The organism is Streptomyces sp. NPDC005374 (assembly GCF_042872225.1).
Taxonomy (GTDB): domain Bacteria; phylum Actinomycetota; class Actinomycetes; order Streptomycetales; family Streptomycetaceae; genus Streptomyces.
Genome location: NZ_JBIAKA010000008.1, coordinates 238950 through 260495 on the forward strand (window position 1 = coordinate 238950; position 21546 = coordinate 260495).

Annotated in this window: 21 protein-coding genes; 9 read left to right on the forward strand and 12 right to left on the reverse strand. The window is 70.1% G+C overall.

Features of this window, described 5'->3' with window-relative positions:
• Positions 1–43: 43 nt before the first annotated feature.
• The 3 genes from ACFYRX_RS21965 to ACFYRX_RS21975 all read right to left on the reverse strand — a co-directional run bounded on the left by ACFYRX_RS21965 (position 44) and on the right by ACFYRX_RS21975 (position 5950).
• Positions 44–1528, reverse strand: a complete 1485-nt coding sequence (locus tag ACFYRX_RS21965; RefSeq protein ID WP_389102139.1) for a family 43 glycosylhydrolase — start codon at positions 1526–1528, stop codon at positions 44–46.
• The gene (locus ACFYRX_RS21970) at positions 1525–4797 is read right to left on the reverse strand and encodes a discoidin domain-containing protein (protein WP_389102142.1); all 3273 of its coding nucleotides are present in this window, start codon (positions 4795–4797) and stop codon (positions 1525–1527) included. Before ACFYRX_RS21970 ends, ACFYRX_RS21965 begins: the two co-directional genes overlap by 4 nt.
• A 124-nt stretch (positions 4798–4921) precedes the next feature.
• Positions 4922–5950, reverse strand: a complete 1029-nt coding sequence (locus ACFYRX_RS21975) for a LacI family DNA-binding transcriptional regulator (RefSeq protein WP_389102145.1) — start codon at positions 5948–5950, stop codon at positions 4922–4924.
• 171 nt (positions 5951–6121) lie between these two features.
• On the opposite strand from ACFYRX_RS21975, the gene ACFYRX_RS21980 reads away from it, so the two are divergent.
• Genes ACFYRX_RS21980 through ACFYRX_RS22000 form a run of 5 tightly spaced genes read left to right on the forward strand, consistent with a single transcriptional unit; the run spans position 6122 to position 11348 of the window.
• On the forward strand, positions 6122–7435 hold the full coding sequence (locus ACFYRX_RS21980; protein ID WP_389102147.1) for an ABC transporter substrate-binding protein: 1314 nt from the start codon (positions 6122–6124) through the stop codon (positions 7433–7435).
• Positions 7436–7467: 32 nt separating this feature from the next.
• Complete coding sequence (locus ACFYRX_RS21985; RefSeq protein ID WP_389102150.1) at positions 7468–8412, forward strand: carbohydrate ABC transporter permease; 945 nt, start codon at positions 7468–7470, stop codon at positions 8410–8412.
• Positions 8413–8426: 14 nt separating this feature from the next.
• Positions 8427–9248, forward strand: coding sequence for a carbohydrate ABC transporter permease (locus ACFYRX_RS21990; RefSeq protein WP_389102153.1), 822 nt, complete (start codon positions 8427–8429; stop codon positions 9246–9248).
• Between the two features lie 4 nt (positions 9249–9252).
• Entirely contained in the window at positions 9253–11139 is a 1887-nt protein-coding gene (locus ACFYRX_RS21995; protein ID WP_389102155.1) for a glycoside hydrolase family 127 protein, read from the forward strand.
• On the forward strand, positions 11115–11348 hold the full coding sequence (locus ACFYRX_RS22000) for a hypothetical protein (protein ID WP_389102158.1): 234 nt from the start codon (positions 11115–11117) through the stop codon (positions 11346–11348). The genes ACFYRX_RS21995 and ACFYRX_RS22000 overlap by 25 nt, the downstream gene beginning before the upstream one ends.
• Positions 11349–11350: 2 nt before the next feature.
• On the opposite strand, the gene ACFYRX_RS22005 is transcribed toward ACFYRX_RS22000, so the two are convergent.
• Positions 11351–12346, reverse strand: a complete 996-nt coding sequence (locus ACFYRX_RS22005) for a glycoside hydrolase family 43 protein (RefSeq protein ID WP_389102726.1) — start codon at positions 12344–12346, stop codon at positions 11351–11353.
• A 242-nt stretch (positions 12347–12588) separates the two neighbouring features.
• On the opposite strand from ACFYRX_RS22005, the gene ACFYRX_RS22010 reads away from it, so the two are divergent.
• A complete protein-coding gene (locus ACFYRX_RS22010; protein ID WP_389102160.1) occupies positions 12589–13068 on the forward strand; it encodes a DUF262 domain-containing protein in 480 nt (159 codons plus the stop codon).
• Between the two features lie 46 nt (positions 13069–13114).
• On the opposite strand, the gene ACFYRX_RS22015 is transcribed toward ACFYRX_RS22010, so the two are convergent.
• The 3 genes from ACFYRX_RS22015 to ACFYRX_RS22025 are packed head-to-tail and all read right to left on the reverse strand — an operon-like array spanning position 13115 to position 14354.
• Entirely contained in the window at positions 13115–13333 is a 219-nt protein-coding gene (locus ACFYRX_RS22015) for a hypothetical protein (protein WP_389102162.1), read from the reverse strand.
• A gap of 51 nt (positions 13334–13384) precedes the next feature.
• Positions 13385–13672 (reverse strand): DUF1905 domain-containing protein, encoded by a 288-nt coding sequence (locus ACFYRX_RS22020; protein WP_389102164.1) that lies wholly within the window; start codon positions 13670–13672, stop codon positions 13385–13387.
• A gap of 22 nt (positions 13673–13694) precedes the next feature.
• Positions 13695–14354, reverse strand: a complete 660-nt coding sequence (locus tag ACFYRX_RS22025; protein ID WP_389102166.1) for a TetR family transcriptional regulator — start codon at positions 14352–14354, stop codon at positions 13695–13697.
• A gap of 59 nt (positions 14355–14413) precedes the next feature.
• Between ACFYRX_RS22025 and ACFYRX_RS22030 the strand changes: the two genes are divergently transcribed.
• The 3 genes from ACFYRX_RS22030 to ACFYRX_RS22040 all read left to right on the forward strand — a co-directional run bounded on the left by ACFYRX_RS22030 (position 14414) and on the right by ACFYRX_RS22040 (position 16450).
• Positions 14414–15091: a class II aldolase/adducin family protein gene (locus tag ACFYRX_RS22030; protein WP_389102169.1), complete on the forward strand. Its 678-nt coding sequence runs from the start codon at positions 14414–14416 to the stop codon at positions 15089–15091.
• Positions 15088–16017: a carbohydrate kinase family protein gene (locus tag ACFYRX_RS22035; protein ID WP_389102172.1), complete on the forward strand. Its 930-nt coding sequence runs from the start codon at positions 15088–15090 to the stop codon at positions 16015–16017. Before ACFYRX_RS22030 ends, ACFYRX_RS22035 begins: the two co-directional genes overlap by 4 nt.
• A gap of 109 nt (positions 16018–16126) precedes the next feature.
• On the forward strand, positions 16127–16450 hold the full coding sequence (locus ACFYRX_RS22040) for a DUF2218 domain-containing protein (RefSeq protein ID WP_389102175.1): 324 nt from the start codon (positions 16127–16129) through the stop codon (positions 16448–16450).
• 9 nt (positions 16451–16459) lie between these two features.
• On the opposite strand, the gene ACFYRX_RS22045 is transcribed toward ACFYRX_RS22040, so the two are convergent.
• From ACFYRX_RS22045 to ACFYRX_RS22065, 5 genes are all read right to left on the reverse strand, one after another.
• Entirely contained in the window at positions 16460–16996 is a 537-nt protein-coding gene (locus ACFYRX_RS22045; RefSeq protein ID WP_389102177.1) for an NUDIX hydrolase family protein, read from the reverse strand.
• Positions 16997–16998: 2 nt separating this feature from the next.
• Complete coding sequence (locus ACFYRX_RS22050; RefSeq protein ID WP_389102180.1) at positions 16999–18186, reverse strand: amidohydrolase family protein; 1188 nt, start codon at positions 18184–18186, stop codon at positions 16999–17001.
• Positions 18187–18188: 2 nt separating this feature from the next.
• Entirely contained in the window at positions 18189–19592 is a 1404-nt protein-coding gene (locus ACFYRX_RS22055) for a glutamine synthetase family protein (RefSeq protein ID WP_389102183.1), read from the reverse strand.
• A 39-nt stretch (positions 19593–19631) separates the two neighbouring features.
• Positions 19632–20444 carry an SAM-dependent methyltransferase gene (locus ACFYRX_RS22060; protein WP_389102186.1) on the reverse strand — a complete coding sequence of 271 codons (813 nt, stop codon included), beginning with the start codon at positions 20442–20444 and terminating at the stop codon, positions 19632–19634.
• An 88-nt stretch (positions 20445–20532) separates the two neighbouring features.
• A complete protein-coding gene (locus ACFYRX_RS22065) occupies positions 20533–21234 on the reverse strand; it encodes a response regulator (protein WP_389102188.1) in 702 nt (233 codons plus the stop codon).
• Positions 21235–21546 lie beyond the last annotated feature (312 nt).

Sequence of the window (21546 nt, forward strand, 5' to 3'; positions counted from 1 at the left end):
CAGCAGCTGCACATGAGGCTGACCGAGTGGCGGCTGACGCCTCCTAATCGCCGGACGGTGAGGTCAGCGGGATGCCGAGCGCCACCGGAGTGCCGAAGTTCGGGGTGCCGTCGGCGTTCCAGGTGAACTTCTGGGCCCTGGTGGTGCGGTTCATGTCGCAGCCGCCGCTCGTGGAGTTGTTGGCGTGGTAGACGATCCAGTCTTCGGTCCCGTCGGGCGACTTGAAGAAGCCGTTGTGGCCGGGCCCGTACACCCCGTTGGCGTTGGACCGCTGAAAGACCGGGTTCGCCGACTTGACCCAGGAGGAGGAGCTGAGCGGGTCACCGCCGTTGTAGGTGAGCATGCCCAGCTTGTAGTCGGGCGTGGAGCAGTGGCTCGCCGAGTACACGATGAACGTCTTGCCGTTGCGCTGGAGGACCTCCGCACCCTCGTTGACCGCGCCGCCCACGGTCTCCCAGCTGTACGTCGGGGTGGAGAGCACCCGGCGTGTACCGCTCGCGGTCCACGGGTTGGACAGGGGCCGGATGAACATGGGCTGCGAACCGTTGTAGAAGGTCCCCAACAGATAGAGCTGGCCGTTGAGTTGGAGGATTCCCGGGTCCAGCTCCCAGGTGTTGTCCTGGGTGGGGTCGAGCAGGTCGGCCTTGAAGGTGTAGGGGCCCATCGGGTCCAGTCCGGCGCTCTCCAGCACATGGATCCGCTGGGTGCCCAGGTCGTACGGCTCCCTCCCGGCCGTGTAGTAGAAGTACCAGCGTTTTCCGTTGGGGCCGTCGAGCAGGTGGAACTCCGGTGCCCACATCGTGCCTGCCCCGTTGGGCCGGGTCAGGTTGAAGATCACCTGGTCGGGGGCGGTCGCGAGCCCGGCGAGGGTGCTCGCCTTGCGCATGGTGACCGTCGAGTTCCAGGTCGTGGTGGCGAGGTAGTAGGAGCCGTCGTAGTACGTCAGCCAGGGGTCGGGGCCGTGCTGGGAGAGCGGGTTGGTGAAGGTGCCCGGTGTGGTGCCGCCGCCGGTGAAGGCGGGGAGCCGCCACACCCTGCCACTGCTTGTGGAGCACGGCAGTTGGACCAGGTTGGTGTTCGACGCCGACGAACCGCCGCTCGGCGCGACACACTTGCCCGAGCCGGCCGACACCAGGTTGAAGGTCCTGTCGGTACCGGCGACGGTCACGGGGACGAGTCGCCACTGCTGGTTGGTACCGCCGTGGCACGGCCACTGGATGACCGCCGCGTTGTCCGCCGTGGAGGCGCCGTAGACGTCGACGCACTGACCGGACTGGGTGGTGATCGTGTATGTGTCGCTCGTACCGGAGACGGGTGAGTAGGCGAGGTTCTGGTTGGCGCCCGACGAGCAGGTGAATGACCGGAGTTGAGCTCCGGCCGTCGTCGAACTGCCGGGCAGGTCGAGGCAGTTGCCGCCGTTCTGATTCACGGCCGTCGTGGTGAAGCTGACGGCGGCGGAGGCGGGCGGTGCGACGAGGAAGGCCGTCGCCAGGACGAGCAGGGCCAGGAGGAGTCTGGTTCTGGTCACGGGCCGTACACCTTTGCTTCGAGGAGGCCGACGGAGTTGGTGCCGTTGCTCGTGAGCAGCACCCGTAGCCGCGTGGTGTCAGTGGCGGTGAAGGTGACGCTGTTGTACTGGTTCCTGGCCAGGGGATAGCCGCTCGCCCCCGGCACGTCGACGTAGGCGCTGCCGTTCCAGTACTGGAGCTTCCAGGAGACGGGCATGTCGATGCCCTGGTCGTCGTCGAAGAAGTACACGTCGGCCTTGTTCAGGGTCTTCGCCGCCGGCCAGGTGAGCTCCGCCCACTGCTGGCCCGACTCCGGCCAGGTGCCCCAGCGGGGGTTGACGGTGTCGTTGGACGAGGGCGGATCGATGCCGTCGTTCACCGCCGCGACGCTCTCCCAGGCGGAGGTGTACGACGCCGAAGCCGTCGCCGACGCCGCCTGGTTGGCCGGTGGCTGGACGCCGCCCCGGTTGAACACCTTGACCTCGGTCAGGCCCGTCCTGGCGCCGGAGGCGTTGGTCGCCAGGATCCGTACACGCTGGGCGGTGACCGCCGGGAACCTCACCAGGTTGTAGTTGGCGCGCGGAACAGCCGGACTCTTCGTCTGGCTCGGGGCGTCCACCCATGAACTGCCGTTGTAGTACTGGATGGTGTACGCCGACGGAGCTCGATAGGTGGTCGAGGCAGGACGGCTGTCCTTGAAGTACAGGCGTACCTCGTTGAGGGTGCGGGCGGTGCCGAGGTTGAGCTCGTACCAGTCCTGGGCCGCCGATCCGCCGGCTCCCCAGAACGGCTCGTTGGTGGGGTAGCCGTCGACCGCGCCGGCCGTGCTGCTGCCGGAACCGGTGGAGGAGGCGGACACCGTCGCCCCGGCGGCGAGGTTGGTCAGGTCGGCGGTGAGGTCGACGCCGGCCTTGGCGAGCATGTCGGTCATCCGGGGGCTGTCCTGCACCACCTGGTTCGGCGCCTTGAGCCCGGCGACGGCGGTGTGGTGGGTGACCGTGCCGCTCGTGGTGACGTCACCGGTGGCCGGGTCCCAGGTGAGGGGTACCAGCGAGTTCACCGTGGCGACCCGGCTGCCGTTGACGTAGATCGAGTAGCCCTCGGGGATGCCGGGGTAGCGCGCCACGCCGTCGGCCGGGTCGTCCCAGACGACCGACAGGTCGGCGCCCCGGTAACGCAGGTTGTTGACCGTGAAGTGGTCCCAGCCGATGTCGATGGGGGAGAGCTCGACCTTGGCGTCGCTGCGCGGCCGGAGCCCCGCCACGTCCTCGATGACGGTCCAGTTGCTGCTGCCGAGGATGTTGTGGTGGATCCAGGAGCGGTAGTCGATGCCGCTGCCGTTCCAGTCGGCCCAGAACTCGTTGGCGTCCGGCCACTGGGTGTTGCCGCCGACGTACTGCGCCCAGGTGTTCCAGTAGAGGAGCTTCTTGTAGTCCGTCGCGTTCATCCAGGAGTTGGGGTAGTTGCGCAACACCGAGGAGTACAGGCGGAACTGGACCGTGGAGTTGATGGTCGAGAAGTTGTTGGAGCCCGGGTTCCCGGCGTCCGCGGCGGCCTTCTTGTCGACCTGGTTGGCCGTGTAGAAGGGGAAGACCGGGTACTGCGCCGGGTCGTCGAAGAGGCGCAACGCCTGTTTGTACGTCGCCGTGTTGGGGACGGCTCCGACCGAGAACGGGTAGTAGTTGTTGATCTCCTTCCAGGGCACCCACTCGTTCGTCGACTTCAACCGGTGCTCGAACAGCTGCCTGTTGGGGTTCCAGAGCACGTTGACGATGGCGTCCTTGATCTGCGTCGCCAGCGTGCGCATCTCGGTGGCCTTGGCCGTGTTGCCGGTCGCCTCGTAGGCCTGCGCGGCGGCCAGGGCGCCGCTGTACTGGTAGGCGGACTCGGCGCGGTCCATGTTCCCGGGCTTCCAGTGGAAGGAGACCGCGTCGGCGTCGTTGCCGGTCAGGGCGCCCCAGTCGTACTCGATGAGCTTGTTGTTGTCGTGGTCGTAGTACGCGAGTTGGCCCTTCACGTCGCCCTCGGCGTAGTGCGCGAGCTGGGCGGCGATGGCGGGCTGGCCGCCGTGGATCTGGTAGCTCTTCCACGCCGCCTCGGCGATGTACTGGGTGTAGCTGTTCGACCAGTTCTCCGGATCGCCCGGGTTGTCGAGGAACCGGCCGCCCTTCGAGGTCTGGCCGACGCTGAGCCAGTCGCCGTACGCATAGGCCGGGTTGCGCAGGTACTTGAGGTCGTCGATGTGCATCGGCTGGGTCAGCGCGATCGCGTTGTTGTAGCCGAGGACGCCCTCCGTGGAGGTCGGGAACTGGAAGGTCTGCCCCGGGATGTCGGCGTCCAGGTTGTTGAAGCGCATCAGCCACCAGCGGTAGTAGATGTTCTTCTTGATCGCCGGTTCCGGCACGTCGATATAGGGAACGTTCTGCGCCCACCACAGGTTGTAGGCCTTCACATGCGTGGCGAACGCGGTGGCCGCCGAGTAGCCCGCGTAGGCGTTGTACTCGCTGAGCGACTCCGGGATCTCGTCGGTGACGAAGCCCATCACCAGCTTGGCGGTGACCGTGGCCCCGGCCGCGACGGTCACCGACCGGTTCAGGCCGCCACTGGAGACCGCGAAGCCGTCGCCGGTCAGCCGGGGCCGGATCGTGGTGAGGTTGTTGTAGGCGTTGACCTGCCCGGTCAGCTCGCTGCCGGTGCCCGTGGTGGCGTAGGGCGAAGTCGCCCGCAGCTGCAGGGTCGTCGGGCCGCTGCCGTTGTTCTTGATCGACAGGTTCGTCACGGCGACGTTGTTGTCGGTGATGAACTTGGTCTGCTCGACCGAGACCGATCCGCTGGTGTGGACGCTCTTCCAGTGGCTGGGCGTCTGGCGGCGCTGGGAGACCTGCTCGGTGAAGGTGCCCGGGGTGATCGCGACCGTGTAGGCGTTGTTGTTGCTGATGCTCTCCCAGTACGCCACCTGGCCGCCGAAGCCGAGCACCGCGGGATTGTGGGTCTTCATGAACAGCGCGCGCCCACGGCTCATCAGCCACGGTCCGGCCGGGTCGTCGCCGGTACGCGCCAGCAGACGGTCCATCCAGAAGTCGGTTCCCGAGCTCTCCGCGTCATAGATGGCCCGCATCATGTCGCCCGTGGTCTGGGCGACGGGCGGGGCGGGGACCGCGGGCCCGCTGAAGGTGGGGAAGCCGATGGTCTGGGCGGCCCGGGCGGGGGTCACGACGCACACCGAACACAGGAGGAGCGCCAGAACCACGAGGAAGCGCTGCAGGACGGGGTCTGTTCGTCTTCGCATCGGATGCTCCCGGTTGCCGAAACGACCTTTGGCGGAAACGACCTAAAAGGTTTTCGCAACGTAGGAGCGAGCTGATGGAGTGTCAAGAGAGGTCGCTGAGAGCCATGTTGGGTGACCGTACGGTTCAGGACAGGGAAGCGGTCGAACCCCGGATCACCACTCGGCAGGGCAGTGTCTCGGTCCCCGCGCTCGGAGCACCGGCGATCGCGCCGAACAATGCCTGCGCGGCCGTGCGTCCGACCTGTTCCAGGTTCATGTCGACACTCGTCAGCTGCGGCCGGCACGCGGAGGTCAGGACCTGCCAGTTGTCGAAGCCCATGACCGCCACGTCCTCCGGCACCCGGTGCCCGCGCTCCCGCAGGATCTCGATGACCCCGCGCGCGATCTGGTCGCTGCCGCACAGCACCGCGTCCACGTCGGGGTGCCGCTCCAGCAGCATCGCGGTGGCCGCCCGCCCCCAGCCCTCCGTCCACTCCGCGAACCGCGGTTCCCCGACGAAGGCCAGCCCGGCCTCGGCGAGCGCCGCCCGGGCCCCGTCCGCTCGGTCCCGCGCCGCGAGATACCCCGGGTCGCCGGTGATGTGCGCGATCCTGGTGCGACCGCAGGCCAGCAGGTGCTCCACCGCGATCCGGCCCGCGTCCACGTTGTCGGGAACGATCGACAGATCCGCCGGATCGTCCGAGGGGGCGTAGGCGTACACGACGGGAACAGGCAGGTCACGGCCCAGGGACGGGCGCGGATCGGTCCGGCTGCCCACCACGATCAGACCGTCCACCCGGCGCCCCAGCAGGGCCCGCACATGATGCTGCTCGCGGATCGCGTCCCCCCGGGCGTCGCACAGGAACACCGCGACCTCGCCCGCCCCGAACGCGTCCTCCGCGCCCATCAGTATCGGGATGCTGAATCTGCCCTCCAGGTCACTGGTGAGCAGCCCGACGGTGCCGGTCCGCCCGGCGAGAAGACCGCGGGCCACCTGGTTGGGCCGGAACGACAGCCGCTCGGCCGCCTCGATCACCCGCTGCCGGGTCTCGGCGCGCACCTGGCTGCGGCCGTTGAGGGCCTTCGATGCGGTGGCCACGGAGACGCCCGCCAGCCTGGCCACGTCGGTGAGGGTGGCGGTGTGCGAACGGGAGGGGCCGGGGGCGGGTGTCATATGTGTCTCCTGTCTCGCATCGCGTGCGTAAACCGTACGCGAGAAGTTTCGGCAGCCCACCTGAACACCGTTTCCTGCACAGGGGATTGACGGGCAATCAGCTCGGTCCTAGCTTGACGCAAGCCTTTTCGGCTCGTTTCTTCCGGGTGCTCGTCACGAAGGGGGATCGTCATGGGGAGCCCGACCGGATCGTATGGACCCGTCCGTCGCCTCGTCACCGCCGCTGTTGCCCTGGTCGCCACCGTGGGGCTGGCCACGGCCTGCGGATCGGACGACGACGACCCGGGCGGCGGGGGAGGGGGCACGGCGGATGCCAACGGCGTCGACGACGGCACCACACTCACGATGTGGACCCGCGCGGCGACCCGCCCGCAGAGCGAGGCCCTGGTCAAGGCGTACAACGCGCACCACAAGAACAAGGTCGAGCTGACCGTCGTCCCCACCGACGACTACCAGGCCAAGGTCGGCGCGGCCGCCGGTGCCAAGGACCTCCCCGACCTCTTCGCCTCCGACGTGGTGTTCGTCCCCAACTACACCTCCAGCGGGCTGTTCGCCGACCTCACCGGCCGTATCGACGCCCTGCCCTTCGCCGACGACCTCGCCCAGTCGCACATCAAGGCGGGCACGTACGACGGCAAGAAGTACGTCGTGCCGCACACCCTCGACCTCTCGGTGCTCTTCTACAACAAGGACCTCTACCGCCAGGCCAAGCTCGACCCCGACAAGCCGCCCACCACGCTCGCCGAATGGGACCAACAGGCGCGGGCGGTCGACAAGTTGGGCGGGGGTGTCGACGGAACCTTCTTGGGCGGCAACTGCGGCGGCTGCGGTGTCTTCACCTGGTGGCCGTCCATCTGGGCCGCCGGCGACGACGTGATGAACAAGGACGGCACCGAGGCCACCCTCGCCTCCGCCACCGCCAAGAAGGTCTACGACACCTACCGAGGCTGGGTCCAGGACGACATCGTCGCCCCGGGCGCCCGCGACGAGACCGGCGTGACCTGGACCGGCGTCTTCCCCAAGGGCAAGGTCGGCGTGATGCCGATGCCGTCGACGACCCTGGGCCTGATGCCCAAGGACCTCGACCTCGGAGTCGCCCCCATCCCCGGACCCGACGGCGGCAGGTCCACCTTCGTCGGCGGCGACGCCATCGGCATCTCCGCCACCAGCGAGAAGACCGACCAGGCCTGGAACTTCCTCGCCTGGTCCGTGGGCGACCAGGCGCAGGTCGACGTGGTCGCCGCCCACAAGGACGTGGTCGCGCGCACCGACCTCGCGTCCAACAAGTACTCCAAGGCCGACCCGCGCCTGGTCGCCATCAACCAACTGGTGGCGGACGGCCGTACCCCCTACGCGCTCAAGTTCGGCCAGACCTTCAACGACCCCAACGGGCCCTGGCTGACCCTGATGCGCGACGCCGTCTTCGGCGACGCGGCGAAGGTCGACAAGGACAACGAGGCCGTCACCGCCTCACTGGGCGACTGACCGTGCCCCAGGGTCTACGGCTGAGGAGGGACATGCAGGTGAAGGCGCCGGACCGGGCCGCATCCGAACCCCCGGTCCGGACCGGACGCCGGCACCGCCGCCTGTGGCACTCCCGCACCCTCCAGGGCCTCGGATACGCCACCCCGACCGCCGTGTTCGTCGCCGTCCTCTTCGTCCTGCCCCTGCTCCTCGTCGGCCAGATGTCGCTGCACGACTGGCCGTTGCTCGCCGGCGACCGGGGCGGCAACGCCCCCGAGAACTTCACCGACGTCACCGACAGCACCCTGTTCTGGCCCGCCGTCCGCTTCACCCTCCTCTACACGGGGATCGTCACGGTCGTCCTCCTCGGCCTCGCCCTCCTGCTGGCGCTGCTGGTGCAGGAGTCCCGCCCCGGCACCGGGTTCTTCCGCACGGTCTACTTCCTGCCCGGCGCCCTGGGCCTCGCCTCCGCCTCCCTGCTGTTCTGGGGCATGTACAGCCCCACTACCGGCCCCTTCAGCCGCGCCCTGGAGAAACTCGGCCTCGTCGACGACCCGGTGTCCTTCCTCGGCACACCGAACTCCGCCCTGCTGTCGACGGTGTTCCTCGTCGTCTGGAAGTTCGCCGGCTTCTACATGCTCATCCTGCTCGTGGGCCTCCAGCGCATCCCGCACGAGCTGTACGAGGCCGCCCGCATGGACGGCGCGAGCCGCGGCCAGATCTTCCGCGCCATCACCCTGCCGCTGCTGCGGCCGTCCCTCGCCCTGTCCCTGCTGCTGTGCGTGACCGGATCGCTGCTGGCCTTCGACCAGTTCTTCGTCCTCACCAAGGGCGGCCCGGACAACAGCACGGTCACCGTGGTGCAGTTGATCTACCGAGAGGCGTTCCAGCGGCTCAACCTCGGTACGGCGGCGGCTCTTTCGATCATCGTGCTGGCCGCGCTGCTGCTCCTCAACGCCCTCCAGTTCCGCGGTCTGCGCCACGCCGACGAATCATGAGGAGTGACCTCGCCGTGCCCACCCGAGCCCTCGGCCGGACGCCGTACTACGTCGTCGCCTCAGGCCTGGCCGTGATCTTCCTCTTTCCGCTGCTGTGGAACACCTGGGCCTCCGTCAGCGCCCAGCCCGGCACCGCCCAGGAGTCCGGATACGGCCTCGGCAACTACCGCACCCTCCTCGACTACGACGCCGGCCTGTGGCGCTACCTCCTCAACTCGACCGTGGTCTCCGCCCTCACGGTCGCGCTGACCCTCGGTGTGTCCCTGCTCGGCGGCTACGCCTTCGCCCGCTTCAGCTTCCCCGGCAAGAACGCGCTGTTCCTGCTGACCCTGGCCATCCTCATGGTCCCGTACGCCACCCTCCTCATCCCCCTCTACGTCCTCCTCGGCCGGCTGCACCTGCAGAACTCCCTGATCGGGCTGGCCCTGGTCCTCGCCATGTTCCAACTCCCGTTCGCCACCTTCATGATGAGGATCTCCTTCGAGGCCGTCCCGCGCGAACTGGAGGAGTCGGCCCTCGTCGACGGCTGCGGCACGGCGGGCGCCCTGCGCCGGGTGCTGCTCCCGGCGGTGCGGCCGGGACTGATCACCGTGGGCCTCTTCGCCTTCCTCGCGGCCTGGAACGATTTCATCGCACCGCTGATCCTCATCTCCGACAGCGAGAAGGCGCCCCTGCCACTGGCGGTCGCGAACCTGCGGCAACAGAGCATGGGCGCTGTCGACTACGGCGCCACCGAGGCGGGCGTGGTGGTCCTCGCCGTGCCCTGTCTCCTCGTATTCCTGCTTCTGCAACGGCATTACGTGCGCGGTTTCATGTCGGGTGCCCTGAAGGGATGATGCGTTGAAGCCGAACCCGAAGTCGCAGAAGGCGCACACGGACCTTGTCCTACCGGTGGCGCCGAGCCACGGCCGCCTACGCCCTCTCGGCCTCGACGAGGTCAGGATCACCGGCGGCTTCTGGGGCCGGCGCCGGGAGGTCAACGCCACCGCCACCCTCGACCACTGCCGCGACTGGGTGGAACGCGTCGGATGGACAGCCAACTTCCGTTCCCCCGTGGCGGATCGACGGGGCCGGGAGTTCGCCGACTCCGACGTCTACAAGCTGCTCGAAGCGATGACCTGGGCGGGCGCCGACCTCGGCACGATCACCGAGGCGATCGCCTCCGCCCAGGAACCCGACGGCTACCTCAACACCGCCTTCGGCCGGCCCGGTCAGCAGCCCCGCTACAGCGACCTCGAATGGGGCCATGAGCTGTACTGCTACGGCCACTTGATCCAGGCGGGCGTGGCCCAGCTCCGTACCCGGGGCGAAGGGGAGCTGGCGAAAATCGCCCAGCGGGCGGCCGACCACGTGTGCGAGACCTTCGGGCCCGGCGGCATCGAGAGCGTCTGCGGACACCCCGAGATCGAGACGGCCCTCGTCGAACTGGCCAGGGCCACCGGCGAACAGCGCTACCTCGACCAGGCCGCGCTCTTCGTCGACCGCCGGGGCCAAGGCACCCTCGCCGACGGCGAGTTCGGGCGCGCCTACCACCAGGACGACATTCCCGTACGGCAGGCGACCGTCCTGCGCGGCCACGCCGTCCGCGCCCTCTACCTCGCGGCCGGTGCCGTCGACGTGGCCGTGGAGACGCACGACGACGAACTCCTCGCGGCGGTCGTACGGCAGTGGGAGACCACGGTCGCGCGACGCACCTACCTGACCGGCGGCATGGGTTCCCACCACCGAGACGAGTCCTTCGGCGACGACTTCGTCCTGCCGCCCGACCGCGCCTACTCGGAGACCTGCGCCGGCGTCGCCTCCGTGATGCTCAGCTGGCGCCTGCTCCTCGCCACCGGCGAACCGCGCTTCGCCGACCTCGCCGAACGGACCCTGTTCAACGTCGTCGCGACCTCACCGTCCGAGGACGGCCGGTCCTTCTTCTACGCCAACACCCTGCACCGCCGCCGACGCGGCACCGCCCCCGCGCCGGACGCCGTGAGCCCACGCGCCGAATCCAGCCTGCGCGCCCCCTGGTTCGCGGTGTCCTGCTGCCCGACGAACGTGGCCCGCACCCTGGCCCTGCTCCCCGCTTACCTGGCCTCCGTCGACGACCACGGCATCCAACTCCACCAGTACGCCGACGCGGAGATCGCCGTCGACGGCATCGCCCTGCGGGTCCGCACCGACTACCCGTCCGGCGGGACCGTGACCGTCCGGATCGCCCGTTCCCCGGACCACCCGTGGACCCTGTCGTTGCGCGTCCCGGCCTGGACGCAGGGCGCCACGGCCTGGCTGGTGGACACGGACGGGACCCGCCGCACGGCCCCTCCGGGCACGGCCACGCTCACCCGCGTCTTCCGCCCCGGTGACGAGATCCGGCTCGAACTGCCCGTCGCCCCCCGCTGGATCGCCCCGGACCCCCGTGTCGACGCGGTCCGCGGCACGCTCGCCGTCCAGCGCGGCCCGCTCGTGTACTGCGCCGAGTCCGTGGACCTGCCCGAAGGACGGGAGGTCGACGCCGTACGGGTGGACCCGACCGCCGAGCCGGTGGACGGACCGGACGACACGGTCGTAGTGCCGGGTGAACTGGCCGAACCGCACGACCGGCCATGGCCGTTCCCCCCACTGGACCGGAGCGAGGCGGCCGCCGCCGAGGAGCGGGGGATCATGGTCGTGCCGTACAACTCCTGGGCGAACCGGGGCCCTTCGACGATGCGTGTGTGGCTGCCGATGACCCACCCCTGACGACGGAGGCCGCCGTGCTGGCTTGGGTGGTGCATCCCTTCCTCCTCGACCAAGTCACCCTCGGCGACGGCGTGTTCCGCCACAAGCGCGACCTGATGCTCGCCTACGCCCGCTCCTTACCCGGCCGACCGCATCCTGGCCGTCTTCCGCGCCGACGCGGGCCTGACACGCGGGGTGGCGACGGGTTGACCTTCCTGGACGTGCTGTGAGGTCAGGCGCTGACACCGTCGCCGTCGAGGTCGGTGCACTGGCGCAGCACCCGCAGCTCATCGCCCCGGAACCCCACCTCGTACAGTTTCCCGCGCGCGTTCTCGAAGGGACGGTGAAGGATCATCATCAGCCGGCCGTCGAAGGCCCGGAACAGCATGCCGTGTCCGCTGTCGTCCCGGACCAGTGGTCGGCGCTGCTCCCAAGGGCCGGTCAGCGCACCGGACTTGGAGACGGCGTAGGTCTGCACATAGCCGCCGCTGACGGTGCCGTCCGCACCGGCCGTGTTCTTCTCGTACGTGGACCACAGCATGATCAGGGCGCCGTCAGGGGTGCGGTACAACTGCGGTCCGTCAGTGACGTAAGGCGCGAGCTGGTGCGGCACGCCTGCGGGGATCTGCTCACCGAGCCAGGACGCGTCCGAGCCCTTGAACAGATGGACCGGATCCCCGACGGTGCCGGTCAGATCCGGAGCCAGCCGCACGGCCTCGATCGTCCCGTCGACGGTCTGCAGCCACTCGTGCGCGTACACCATCCAGGGCTGCCCGTCCGGATCGACGTACAGCGTGCCGTCGAGGGTCATGAGGTGCGCGGGCGGGGTGGGGCCGGCGGGGTCGACGACCGTGAAGGGACCGAGGAGCGAGTCCGCGACGGCCGTCATGGTGCCGCGCGCGTGGTTGGGCAGCTGGAAGGGCGTGCCCCACCGCCCGGCCGACGGCACCGGCAGCGGCGTGCCCTCGTCGTGCAGGGTGGTGAAGAGGTAGTACCTGCCGCCCCACGCATGCACCTCCGGCGCCCACCCGCCGTCCCGCGCCCACAAGCTCTCCTGCTCAGCCACCCGGAACACCACGACGGGCCGCGACCAGTCCCGCAGGTCCCGACTGCGGTACACCATCGTCCCGACGCCCTCCACACCCGAGACGGACGGCTCGTTGGACGTGTACAGGTGGTAGGTCCGCGTCCCCTCGTCGGCGACGACGAACGGATCGTGCAACGGCATGTCGGGCAGGCGCAGGGGCTCGGTGTGGGGCACGGCTGAACGATACGTGGATGTTCGCGGTCTTCACTCCGTAAGGGGGTCTGGCTACGCTGAGTAAGTACCGGTGATGGTACGGCTGTTGAGGCTGGGGGGGTGGATGGTCGGGGTGGGCTCTGTTCGCGGTGAGACATTCGATCTGAAGGACCTGTTCGTCCAGGCCAGGAGACCGGGCCTACGAGGTTCCGGCAGGGGCCTCACTGTCGGTGCGTAACCTGCACGAACGCAGTGGACAGATCGCCGATCTCCTCGACGAGTTGCTCGACGAGGCCGACCGCTGTCCGCTGTTCGTCGACTGGCTGCTGTCCAAAGTGGTGATGGTCGGCATCCGTGCTCCCAGCCGCGACAGCGGGTTCCACATCTTCGAGTCGATGAACGACCGGGGTGCCCGCTTGACGCCGGTCGACCTCATCAAGAGCTACCTCTTGACCAGCGCCCGCAGGGACGAGGAGAAACTCAACGAGCACTGGCGGCACATGCTCGCCGAACTCACCAGTGTCCGCAGCGACATGGATGCTCCCCGTACCTTCCTCAAGGCGGCCCTGCCGGCCCGCTACGCACGCGTCGGCCCCGAAGCGCCCGCAGGCACCCGCGACACCACACCCGACGGCCGACGTCTGTCGTTGCGCGAGCTGCGCAACGAGGCCCAGCAGGACGGACGCCTGACCGGCGCGCGGGCCACCTGACCCGTGGCTGGGGCGGGCCCGGTCCCGGCCGCCGGGGCCTGCCGTGTCAACGCCACCAGGCCCCGCAGCGCCGGATGTCCGGACCCTCGCGCCAGGCGAGGAGGACCGGGACCTCAGGCGCGTCGACGAGAGGACGGAAGACCAGGGACGGGTGGGTGTGGTTGCTGGGGGTGGCCGTGGTGGAGATGCCCACGGCGCGGCCCGCCGCGATGGCCATGAGCCATTCGTCGGTGTTCGTCACTTCCAGGGTTGCGACGGCGAGCACGGGCGTGGTCCGAACGGGTGGCCGCAGAGATCGGGCCGACGGCCACAAGAACTAGAAACGCACCGTCAGTTCCACACTCACGTCATCCCCCGCCGCAAGCCCTTCCGGCCTCCGCACCGCCTGCTTGAGCGGCAGCAGATAGCCGCCGTCCCTCGGGAAGAGCGACGTCGTGAAGGTGACCTCGCCGATCCGGGCCTCGACCGGGATCACGCCCCAGCCGTACGTGGCCATCCGGGCCACCTCGCCGATGTCGGCGGACTCCTGCTCGGGCACCGGGACGAAGTAGTACGGCGCCGGGCCGCGCCATTCGATCACCCGGCCGGTGAAGGCGAGTTGCATGAGGCCCCGTCTCTCGAGAACGTCAGGACACGTCGTAGCGTGCCGCGATGTCCGTCAGATAACCCCGCAGCAGGATCTTCGCCTCCTCCAGCAGCGCCGCGTCCCCCTTGGTGTCCCGGCGGAAGGCCTCCTGGGCGAGTGCGTCGGCGGCGAGCATGGCGGCGTGGCAGACGCGGGCGAGGTTCTCGTCGTCCTCGGCGAGGTGCAGCGCGAGCAGGATTCGGCGGATCCCGTCCGCCATCCGGCGCTTGTGCTCACGGTCCGCGGCCCGGGTCCGCTCGGTCAGGCCGTTGCCGAACCACAGGGCGCGGAAGCCGTGTTCGGTGCGGTAGATCTCGGCGTACGCGTCGATGAGGACGCCGACCGGGTCCGTCCAGTGCTCGGCGGACGCGACCCGGACGAGCTCGTCCATCGCCGCTTCCAGCGTGGCGAAGTAGCCGGCCGCGAGCGCGTCGATGATGGCCCCGCGGTCGGGCAGGTACTGGTAGAGCGAGCCGACCGAGACCCGGGCCTCGGATGCGATCCGGGTCGTGGTGAGCGACTCGACGCCCTCCTCGACCAGGATGCGCTCGGCCGCGTCCAGGACCCGGGCCAACCGGGCCCTGCTGCGGGCCTGTTGGGGAGTGCGGCGCAGCGACGCGATCCATGCCGCCGAGTCGGCGTCCGGGGTGGGCTCACCCATTGTGACAACCTCCGAACGTGAACGTGACTTTGTTTCAGGTTTAGGTTAGCGTCGCGCGCATGACCGACTCAAGCCCGGCGTTGAGCGAGGAGCGGGCCGCCGTGGCGGACGCCTGCCGCCGTCTGGGAGCCGAGGGCCTGCTCATCGGTACCGCGGGCAATGTCAGCCTGCGGGTCGAGGACCGTGTGGCGATCACCGCGACCGGCGCGGTCCTCGCCGAGCTCACCCCGGACCAGGTGACCGTCGTCGACCTCGACGGCGAGATCGTCGCTGGCAGCCTGTTGCCGACCTCGGAACTCGACCTCCACCTGGGTGTCTACCGGCGTTACGGCACCACCGCCGTCGTGCACACCCATGCCCCGATGGCCACCGCGCTCTCCCTCGTCCTCGACGAACTGCCCTGCATCCACTACCAGTTGCTGGCCCTCGGAGGCACGGTCCGGGTCGCGCCGTACGCCACCTTCGGCACCCCGGACCTCGCCGAGTCGGTCCTCACCGCACTGGAGGGCCGGGGCGCGGCCCTGATGGCCAACCACGGGGCCGTCACCCACGCCCCGAGCCTGGACAAGGCGGTCGAGCACGCGCTGCTCCTGGAGTGGGCCTGCGGCGTGTACCAGCACGCGGCTGCCCTCGGGAAGCCGCGGGCCCTCGACGAACAGCAGCAGATCGCGGTGATCGAGGCAGCCCTCGCCCGCAACTACGGCACCACGCAATCCGCTCAGGAGGGGAATCGATGAACGTCGTCACCATGGGTGTGCACGTACTGGACGTGCTGGTCCGGCCGGTCGAGGAGATACCCGAGGGGCAGGGTGCGACCCTGGTCGAGGACATCCGCATGACCGCCGCCGGCACGGCCGCCGGCACCGCCCTCACCCTCGCCAAGCTGGGCGCCTCCGTCCGCACCGCCGGAGCGATAGGCACCGACCCGACCGGCGACCTGCTCACGCAGCTCCTCGACAAGGCGGGCATCGACACCGCGCTGCTGGTCCGCCGTATCGACACCTCGACCTCCGCGACGGTCCTGCCCATCCGCCCCAACGGCGACCGCCCCACGCTCCACCTGCTCGGCGCCAACATCACCTACGGCCTCGACGACGTGCCCTGGGACGCGGTCGCCGAGGCGACCCACCTGCATCTCGGGGGTCCCGAGCTGATCGGCGCCGAGGTCGCCGCGCGCATCCTGGCGCACGCCAAGGACCACGGCGTGGTCACCTCGGTGGACCTCCTCGCCCCCGGCGAACTCGGCACCTTCGACCAGATCGAACCGCTGCTGCCGTACGTCGACTTCCTGCTCCCCAACGAGGACCAGGTCCTCGGCTTCAGCGAGGAACAGGACCTGGTGACCGGCGCGAAGAAGTTCCTGGCCGGCGGAGTGGGCCTGGTCGCGGTCACCCGCGGCGGCGACGGCGCCCTCCTGATCAGCGCCGAGGGCACGGAGACGGTCCCCGCCTTCGACGTCGAGGTCGTCGACACCACCGGCTGCGGCGACGCCTTCTCGGCGGGCTTCCTGCGGGGCATCAGCCTGAACCGCACGCCGCGTGAGGCGGCCGTACTCGGCAGTGCCGCCGCGGCACTGGTGGCACAGGGGCTGGGCAGCGACCACGGCGAGTTCGACCTCGCGGAGGCCGACGAGTTCTCGATGACGCACAAGACCCGGGCCTGATCCACACCCATACCCTGCGACCTGTGCGGGGTGGGGAATGGGCCCATGATGCCCGGTGTTGCGGGAGCATCGAGTCGTCCCGCAGCACCGCGCCACAGGGAGTCGCCCCATGCCCCGCTCCGAAGCCCGCGTCGCCACCGACCGCCCGCACCGCTACGCGAAGCAGCTCGCCTCACACCTCGGCCGTCGGATTCAGACCAGCTGGGACGAGGCCAGCGGTGAGGGCAGCCTGCTCTTCCCGAACGGAGGCAGGGGCTCCCTCACCGCCACCGAGGGTGCGCTGCTGTTGACTCTGGAGACGGAGTCCGAGGACTTCGATCTCCTCGAGAGCGCCGTCGGCGGCCACCTGATCCGCTTCGGCGGCAAACTCGTCGTCGAGTGGACACGTGACACCGGCGAGCCCGGCACCACACAGCGCAAGGACACCGCCTGACGGGCGACCTCAGACGACGCAGCCCACGTGAGCCAGCGCCTGCTTGAGGAGCACCCCGTGACCGCCGGGCATCTCGCTCGCCACCGCCGGTGACAGGGCCTCCTGCGGGCTGAACCACACCAGGTCCAGGGCGTCCTGACGGGGCCGGCAGTCACCGGCCACCGGGACGACGTAGGCGAGGGACACCGCGTGCTGGCGCGGATCGTGGTAGGGCGTGACCCCGTGGGTCGGGAAGTACTCCGCCACCGTGAACGGCTGGAGCGAGGACGGGATCCGGGGCAGGGCCACGGCTCCCAGGTCCTTCTCCAGGTGGCGCAGCAGGGCGTCCCGGACCCGCTCGTGGTGCAGGACGCGGCCGGAGACCAGCGTCCGGCTGACCGTTCCGTCGGGGCCGATGCGCAGCAGCAGGCCGACGCTGGTGACTTCGCCGCTGTCGTCGACGCGCACGGGCACGGCCTCGACGTACAGGATGGGCATCTGGGCGCGCGCCTGCTCGAGGTCGTCGGCGCTCAGCCAGCCGGGCGTGGTTTCGGTCAAGTCAGACATTGCTAGATCATACTTTCCGGGGACGGCGGGCGCTTGGTCGCGCTCGCCTGGTGGGACGGGGCGGGGGCAGGAAGTCCGTAGAGGCGGCGGGCGTTGTCGCCGCTCGTCCAGGCCGCGACGCGTAACGCGTCGGGCAGGCTCAGCTCGTCGGCGTCCACCCGCTCCTGGAGCAGTCCGGCCAGTCCGTGCCGGAAGGACAGCGCGCCGAGCAGATGGAATTCGGCCACTCCGTACGCGTCGGAGCTGTACAGCAGCTTGCGGAACGGTGTGATCTCCAGCGCCTCCGCCAGGATCGCCCGGGACCGCGCGGGGCCGACATAGTGCAGGGTGAGACCGACGTCCAGGTACACCTGCTCGAACACCGAGGCCAGATAGGCGGCCTGCCGCTGATACGGCCAGCAGTGCAGCAGCAGGACCGGGATGGTGCCCGCGGTCAGGTGCAGCCAGTCCGTGAGGTGGGTCGGGTCCACGCGGTGCATCCGGATGTCGCTGTCGCCGAACCCGGTGTGCAACTGGAGCGGCAGGCCCAGGTCCACGGCGGTCCACAGCAGATGCCGCACCAGGACCGGATCGGCCAGTCGGCCACCATGAGTGAGCCAGCCGGCGGCAGCGCGGGTGACCTCACCGTCCGAGGGGCGTGCCGGGTCCAGGTCGAAGCCGGTCCGGTAGGCCGCCACGGACTTCACCGCGACCACACCCGGGCGCCCCACGGCCTCCAGACAGGAAGCGCGGAACACGTCCGCGTACGCGTCGGGCTCCACGCCCCGCGCCGCCACCGCCTCCGCGACACCCTCCAGCCGCACGATCTCGTACGCCGTCCCGCCCGCGGCCTCCGCCAGCTGCGCCGGAGTGGTGAGACGTTCCGCCGCGTACCCGGTGTCCACACAGAACACGTCCGTGCCCGCGGCGGTCAGGAAACGGCGGTTGACCTCCTGGGCGCCGAGCTCCGTCCGCCGGGCCAGGTAGTCCCCGGGCGGTGCGTGGCGCGGCAGATCCAGCAGGGGAGCGCAGTGGCGGCGGACGGCCACGCCGACGGGGCTGTCGAAGGGGGAGATCCCGGGCCAGACCGCGCCCTCGGTGATCAGCGACTCGAAGCCCGTCCGGTCGAGGCCGTCGGCGACCACCCCGTGGCAGTGGTGATCCACCAGCCGGGCGGCGTCGAGGGCCTCGTGGACGGCGTGCGCGCTCATGCTCAGTACTTCCAGCGGTACGCCGCCGCGATCTGCTCGTCGTCCAGTTCGGCCACGGAATCGACCTCTCCGAAGCGGACGGCGACCACGGCGTCGGCGAGGACCGGACCCAGCGCGGCGCGCAGCCGTTCGTCGGCGCGGAACGCCTTGACCGCCTGGGAGAGGGAGGTCGGCAGCCGGCGTACGCCCGCGGCGGCCGCCGCATCCGCCGCGAGCAGGGCGGGGTCCCCGGTGACCTCCTCGGGCAGTGGGGTGGACGAGGTCAGACCGTCGAGTCCGGCGGCGATCAGGCCGGTGAACGCGAGGTACGGATTGGCGGCCAGGTCGACCGGCTTCAGCTCCAGGTTCGCGGCCCGGTCGGTCAGGCCCGCCGTGCCGGTGATGATCCGCACGGCCGCCTCCCGGGTCTCACGGCCCCACACGGTGAACACCCCGGCCCACTGGGAGGGCTTGAGGCGCAGATAGCTGGCCGGACTCGGCGCGGTGAGGGCCGTGAGCGCGTGCAGGTGGGCGAGGACACCCGCGACGAACGACTCGGCCTCGGGCGTCATGCCGTAGCGGCCCTTGCCGGCGGAGTGCAGGTTCACGCCCTCGCGCCAGGCGGAGAGGTGCAGATGGCCGCCGTTGCCGACGCCCTCGGCGAAGACCGACGGGGCGAAGGAGACGACCAGGCCGTGCCGCTGGGCCACCGCACGGATCGTCTGCCGCACGAGCACGCTGACATCGGCCGCCGCGACCGGGTCCAGCGCGGCCGTCGAGATCTCGAACTGCCCGGCCGCGTACTCGGGATGGAGCTGTTCGACCTCGACGCCCTGCTCGGCGCAGGCCGCCAGCAGGTCGGCCGCGTAGTCGGAGAGCTCCACCTGCCGGGTCGCGCCGTACGCCGGTCCCGACACCGCCGGCACGAAATCGCCGTCGGCCGCCGGACCCCGGCCCACCGCCCACTCGATCTCGACGCCCGCCTCGAAGGTGATCCCGTGCCGCTCGGCGGCCTCGGTGACGATCCGCCTGAGGGCCGTGCGGGAGCAGCCCGGATGCGGCGCGCCCTCCTGGGTGATCCGGTCCACCGGCGCCCACGCCCAGCCGGGCTGCCCGGCAAGTGCCACGAGCCGGTCGAGATCGGGGTAGAGGCGCAGGTCTCCGTCGGGGGAGCCCAGGGTGTCGGTGGTGACGATGGAGTCGTTCGCCAGGAAGGTGTCGAACACCGGGGACATGCCCACGCCCCAGGCCGCGGCGGAGGGCAGTTTCGCCGTCGGGATCGTCTTCACCCGGCCGATGCCCGCCGTGTCCACGTAGGCCAGGACCACACCGTGCGCGCCCTTGTCGGCCAGCTCTTCGCTCAGCGCGGTGGCGCGCTCCACATCACCGGGACGGCCGCCGGGGACGGGGTCGGCAAGGGTGGTCATACGTCCTCCACGACGGGCTCGGCTGGTTCGGGTCCCGCGTCAGGGTTTCACGGCCACCGCGCCGAACTGCGGTACCACGACCGGGGAGTCGGACTCGGCGCGCCACTGCGAGCAGGAGACCAGGCCCGGTTCGAGGAGGTCGAGTCCCTCGAAGAACGTGGCGATGTCCTCACCGCTGCGAGCGGTGATCGGCGGAGTGGCGTTCTCGTTCCAGAACTTCATGGCCGGGATCTGGCCCTCGCCGCCGAGGTCGGCGTCGAACGTGGGGTGCGTCAGGGCGAGATGACTGCCCGCGGGCATCGCGGCCATGACCTCGCGCGCGATCCGCCGCGCCTCCTCGGTGTCGAGGACGAAGTTCAGGATGCCGAGCATCATCACGGCGACCGGCTTGGTGAAGTCCAGGGTTCGCGAGGCACGTTCGAGGATGGCGGCCGGGTCGTGGACGTCGGCGTCGATGTAGTCGGTGACGCCCGCGTGGGTGCTGGTCAGCAGGGTGCGGGCGTGGACCAGGACGATCGGGTCGTTGTCGACGTACACGATCCGCGAGTCGGGGGCGATGCGCTGGGCGATCTCGTGGGTGTTGTCCACCGTCGGCAGCCCGGTGCCGATGTCGAGGAACTGGCGGATGCCCTGCTCCTCGGCGAGGAAGCGCACCGAGCGGCCCAGGAACCAGCGGTCCGCGCGGGCGATCTCCCGGATGATCGGGAACATCCCGGCGACGTGATCGCCGACGCCTTGGTCGACCTCGTAGTTGTCCTTGCCGCCGATCCAGTAGTTCCACACGCGCGCGTTGTGCGCCACACCTGTGTTCAGCCTCGCCGACGCACCCGACGGGGTGTGGCTGTCGCTCACGACTGTGCTCCTTCTCGTGCGTTCGGCCGTTGCCGCCATTGTGCCGCCCGATGATCAGCTTGTCCCGGAAACGGGAGTGACTCAGCCCTCAGCCCTCGGGCCGCGCGTGCCCGTACTGCCAGGCCCAGGCCGCGATCTCCACGCGGTTCCGTGCCACGAGCTTGAGCTGGACGCTGGAGAGGTGGGTCTTGACCGTGGACAGGGACACATACAGTTCGGCGGCGATCTCGGCGTTCGTACGGCCGAGGGCGACCAGGCGGACCACGTCGAGCTCACGGTCGGTCAGCGGCTCGGTGACCGGCGCCGGACGGACCGCGACGACCGGTTCCGGCGCCGGGCCGGCCGTGACGTGCCGGAGCAGGCGCACGGTGACGGAGGGGGAGACCAGCGAGTCACCGGCCGCGGCCGCGCGGACCGCCTCCGCGAGGAGCGTGGGACCGGAGTCCTTCAGCAGGAATCCGCAGGCCCCGCCGCGCAGCGCGCCGTAGACGTACTCGTCGAGGTCGAAGGTGGTGACCACGACCACGCGCATCGGGTCGGCGACATCGGGCCCCGCCAGCATCCGGGTCGCCGCCAGCCCGTCCAGTTTCGGCATCCGGATGTCCAGCAGGCACACGTCGGGCCGCACCTCCCGGGCCAGCCGCACCGCCGCCTCCCCGTCCGCGGCCTCGGCGACCACGGTGATGTCGGGCTGGGCGTCGAGGAAGAAACGGAACCCGGTACGGACCATGTCCTGGTCGTCGGCGATCAGCACGCGGATGGGCGCGGCCGGCGGGGTGGGGCTCGTCATGGGTCGATCATGCCTCAGGTCAGGTCAGGTCAGGTCAGGTCAGGTGACGTGCGGTGCGGTGGGGTGGTGGGGGAGGAGTGGGTGCGGTGCCGCTGGGGCGGAGGGTTCGGGGTGTCGGGCGGGGGCTCGGGGTAGGCGGCCGCACCCCGAGACCGCTGTTCCCGGCGGGGAGCTGCTCTCGCCGTCACGGGGCGTGTACCGCCCCGCCCCACCACGCCGCTGCGGATTGCTGCTCGCGGGCGGAGGACAGCCCCGCCTCACCGCCTGCTCCGGCGACAAGCCGGCCCGCGACCTCGATCCCGCCGACCCTGA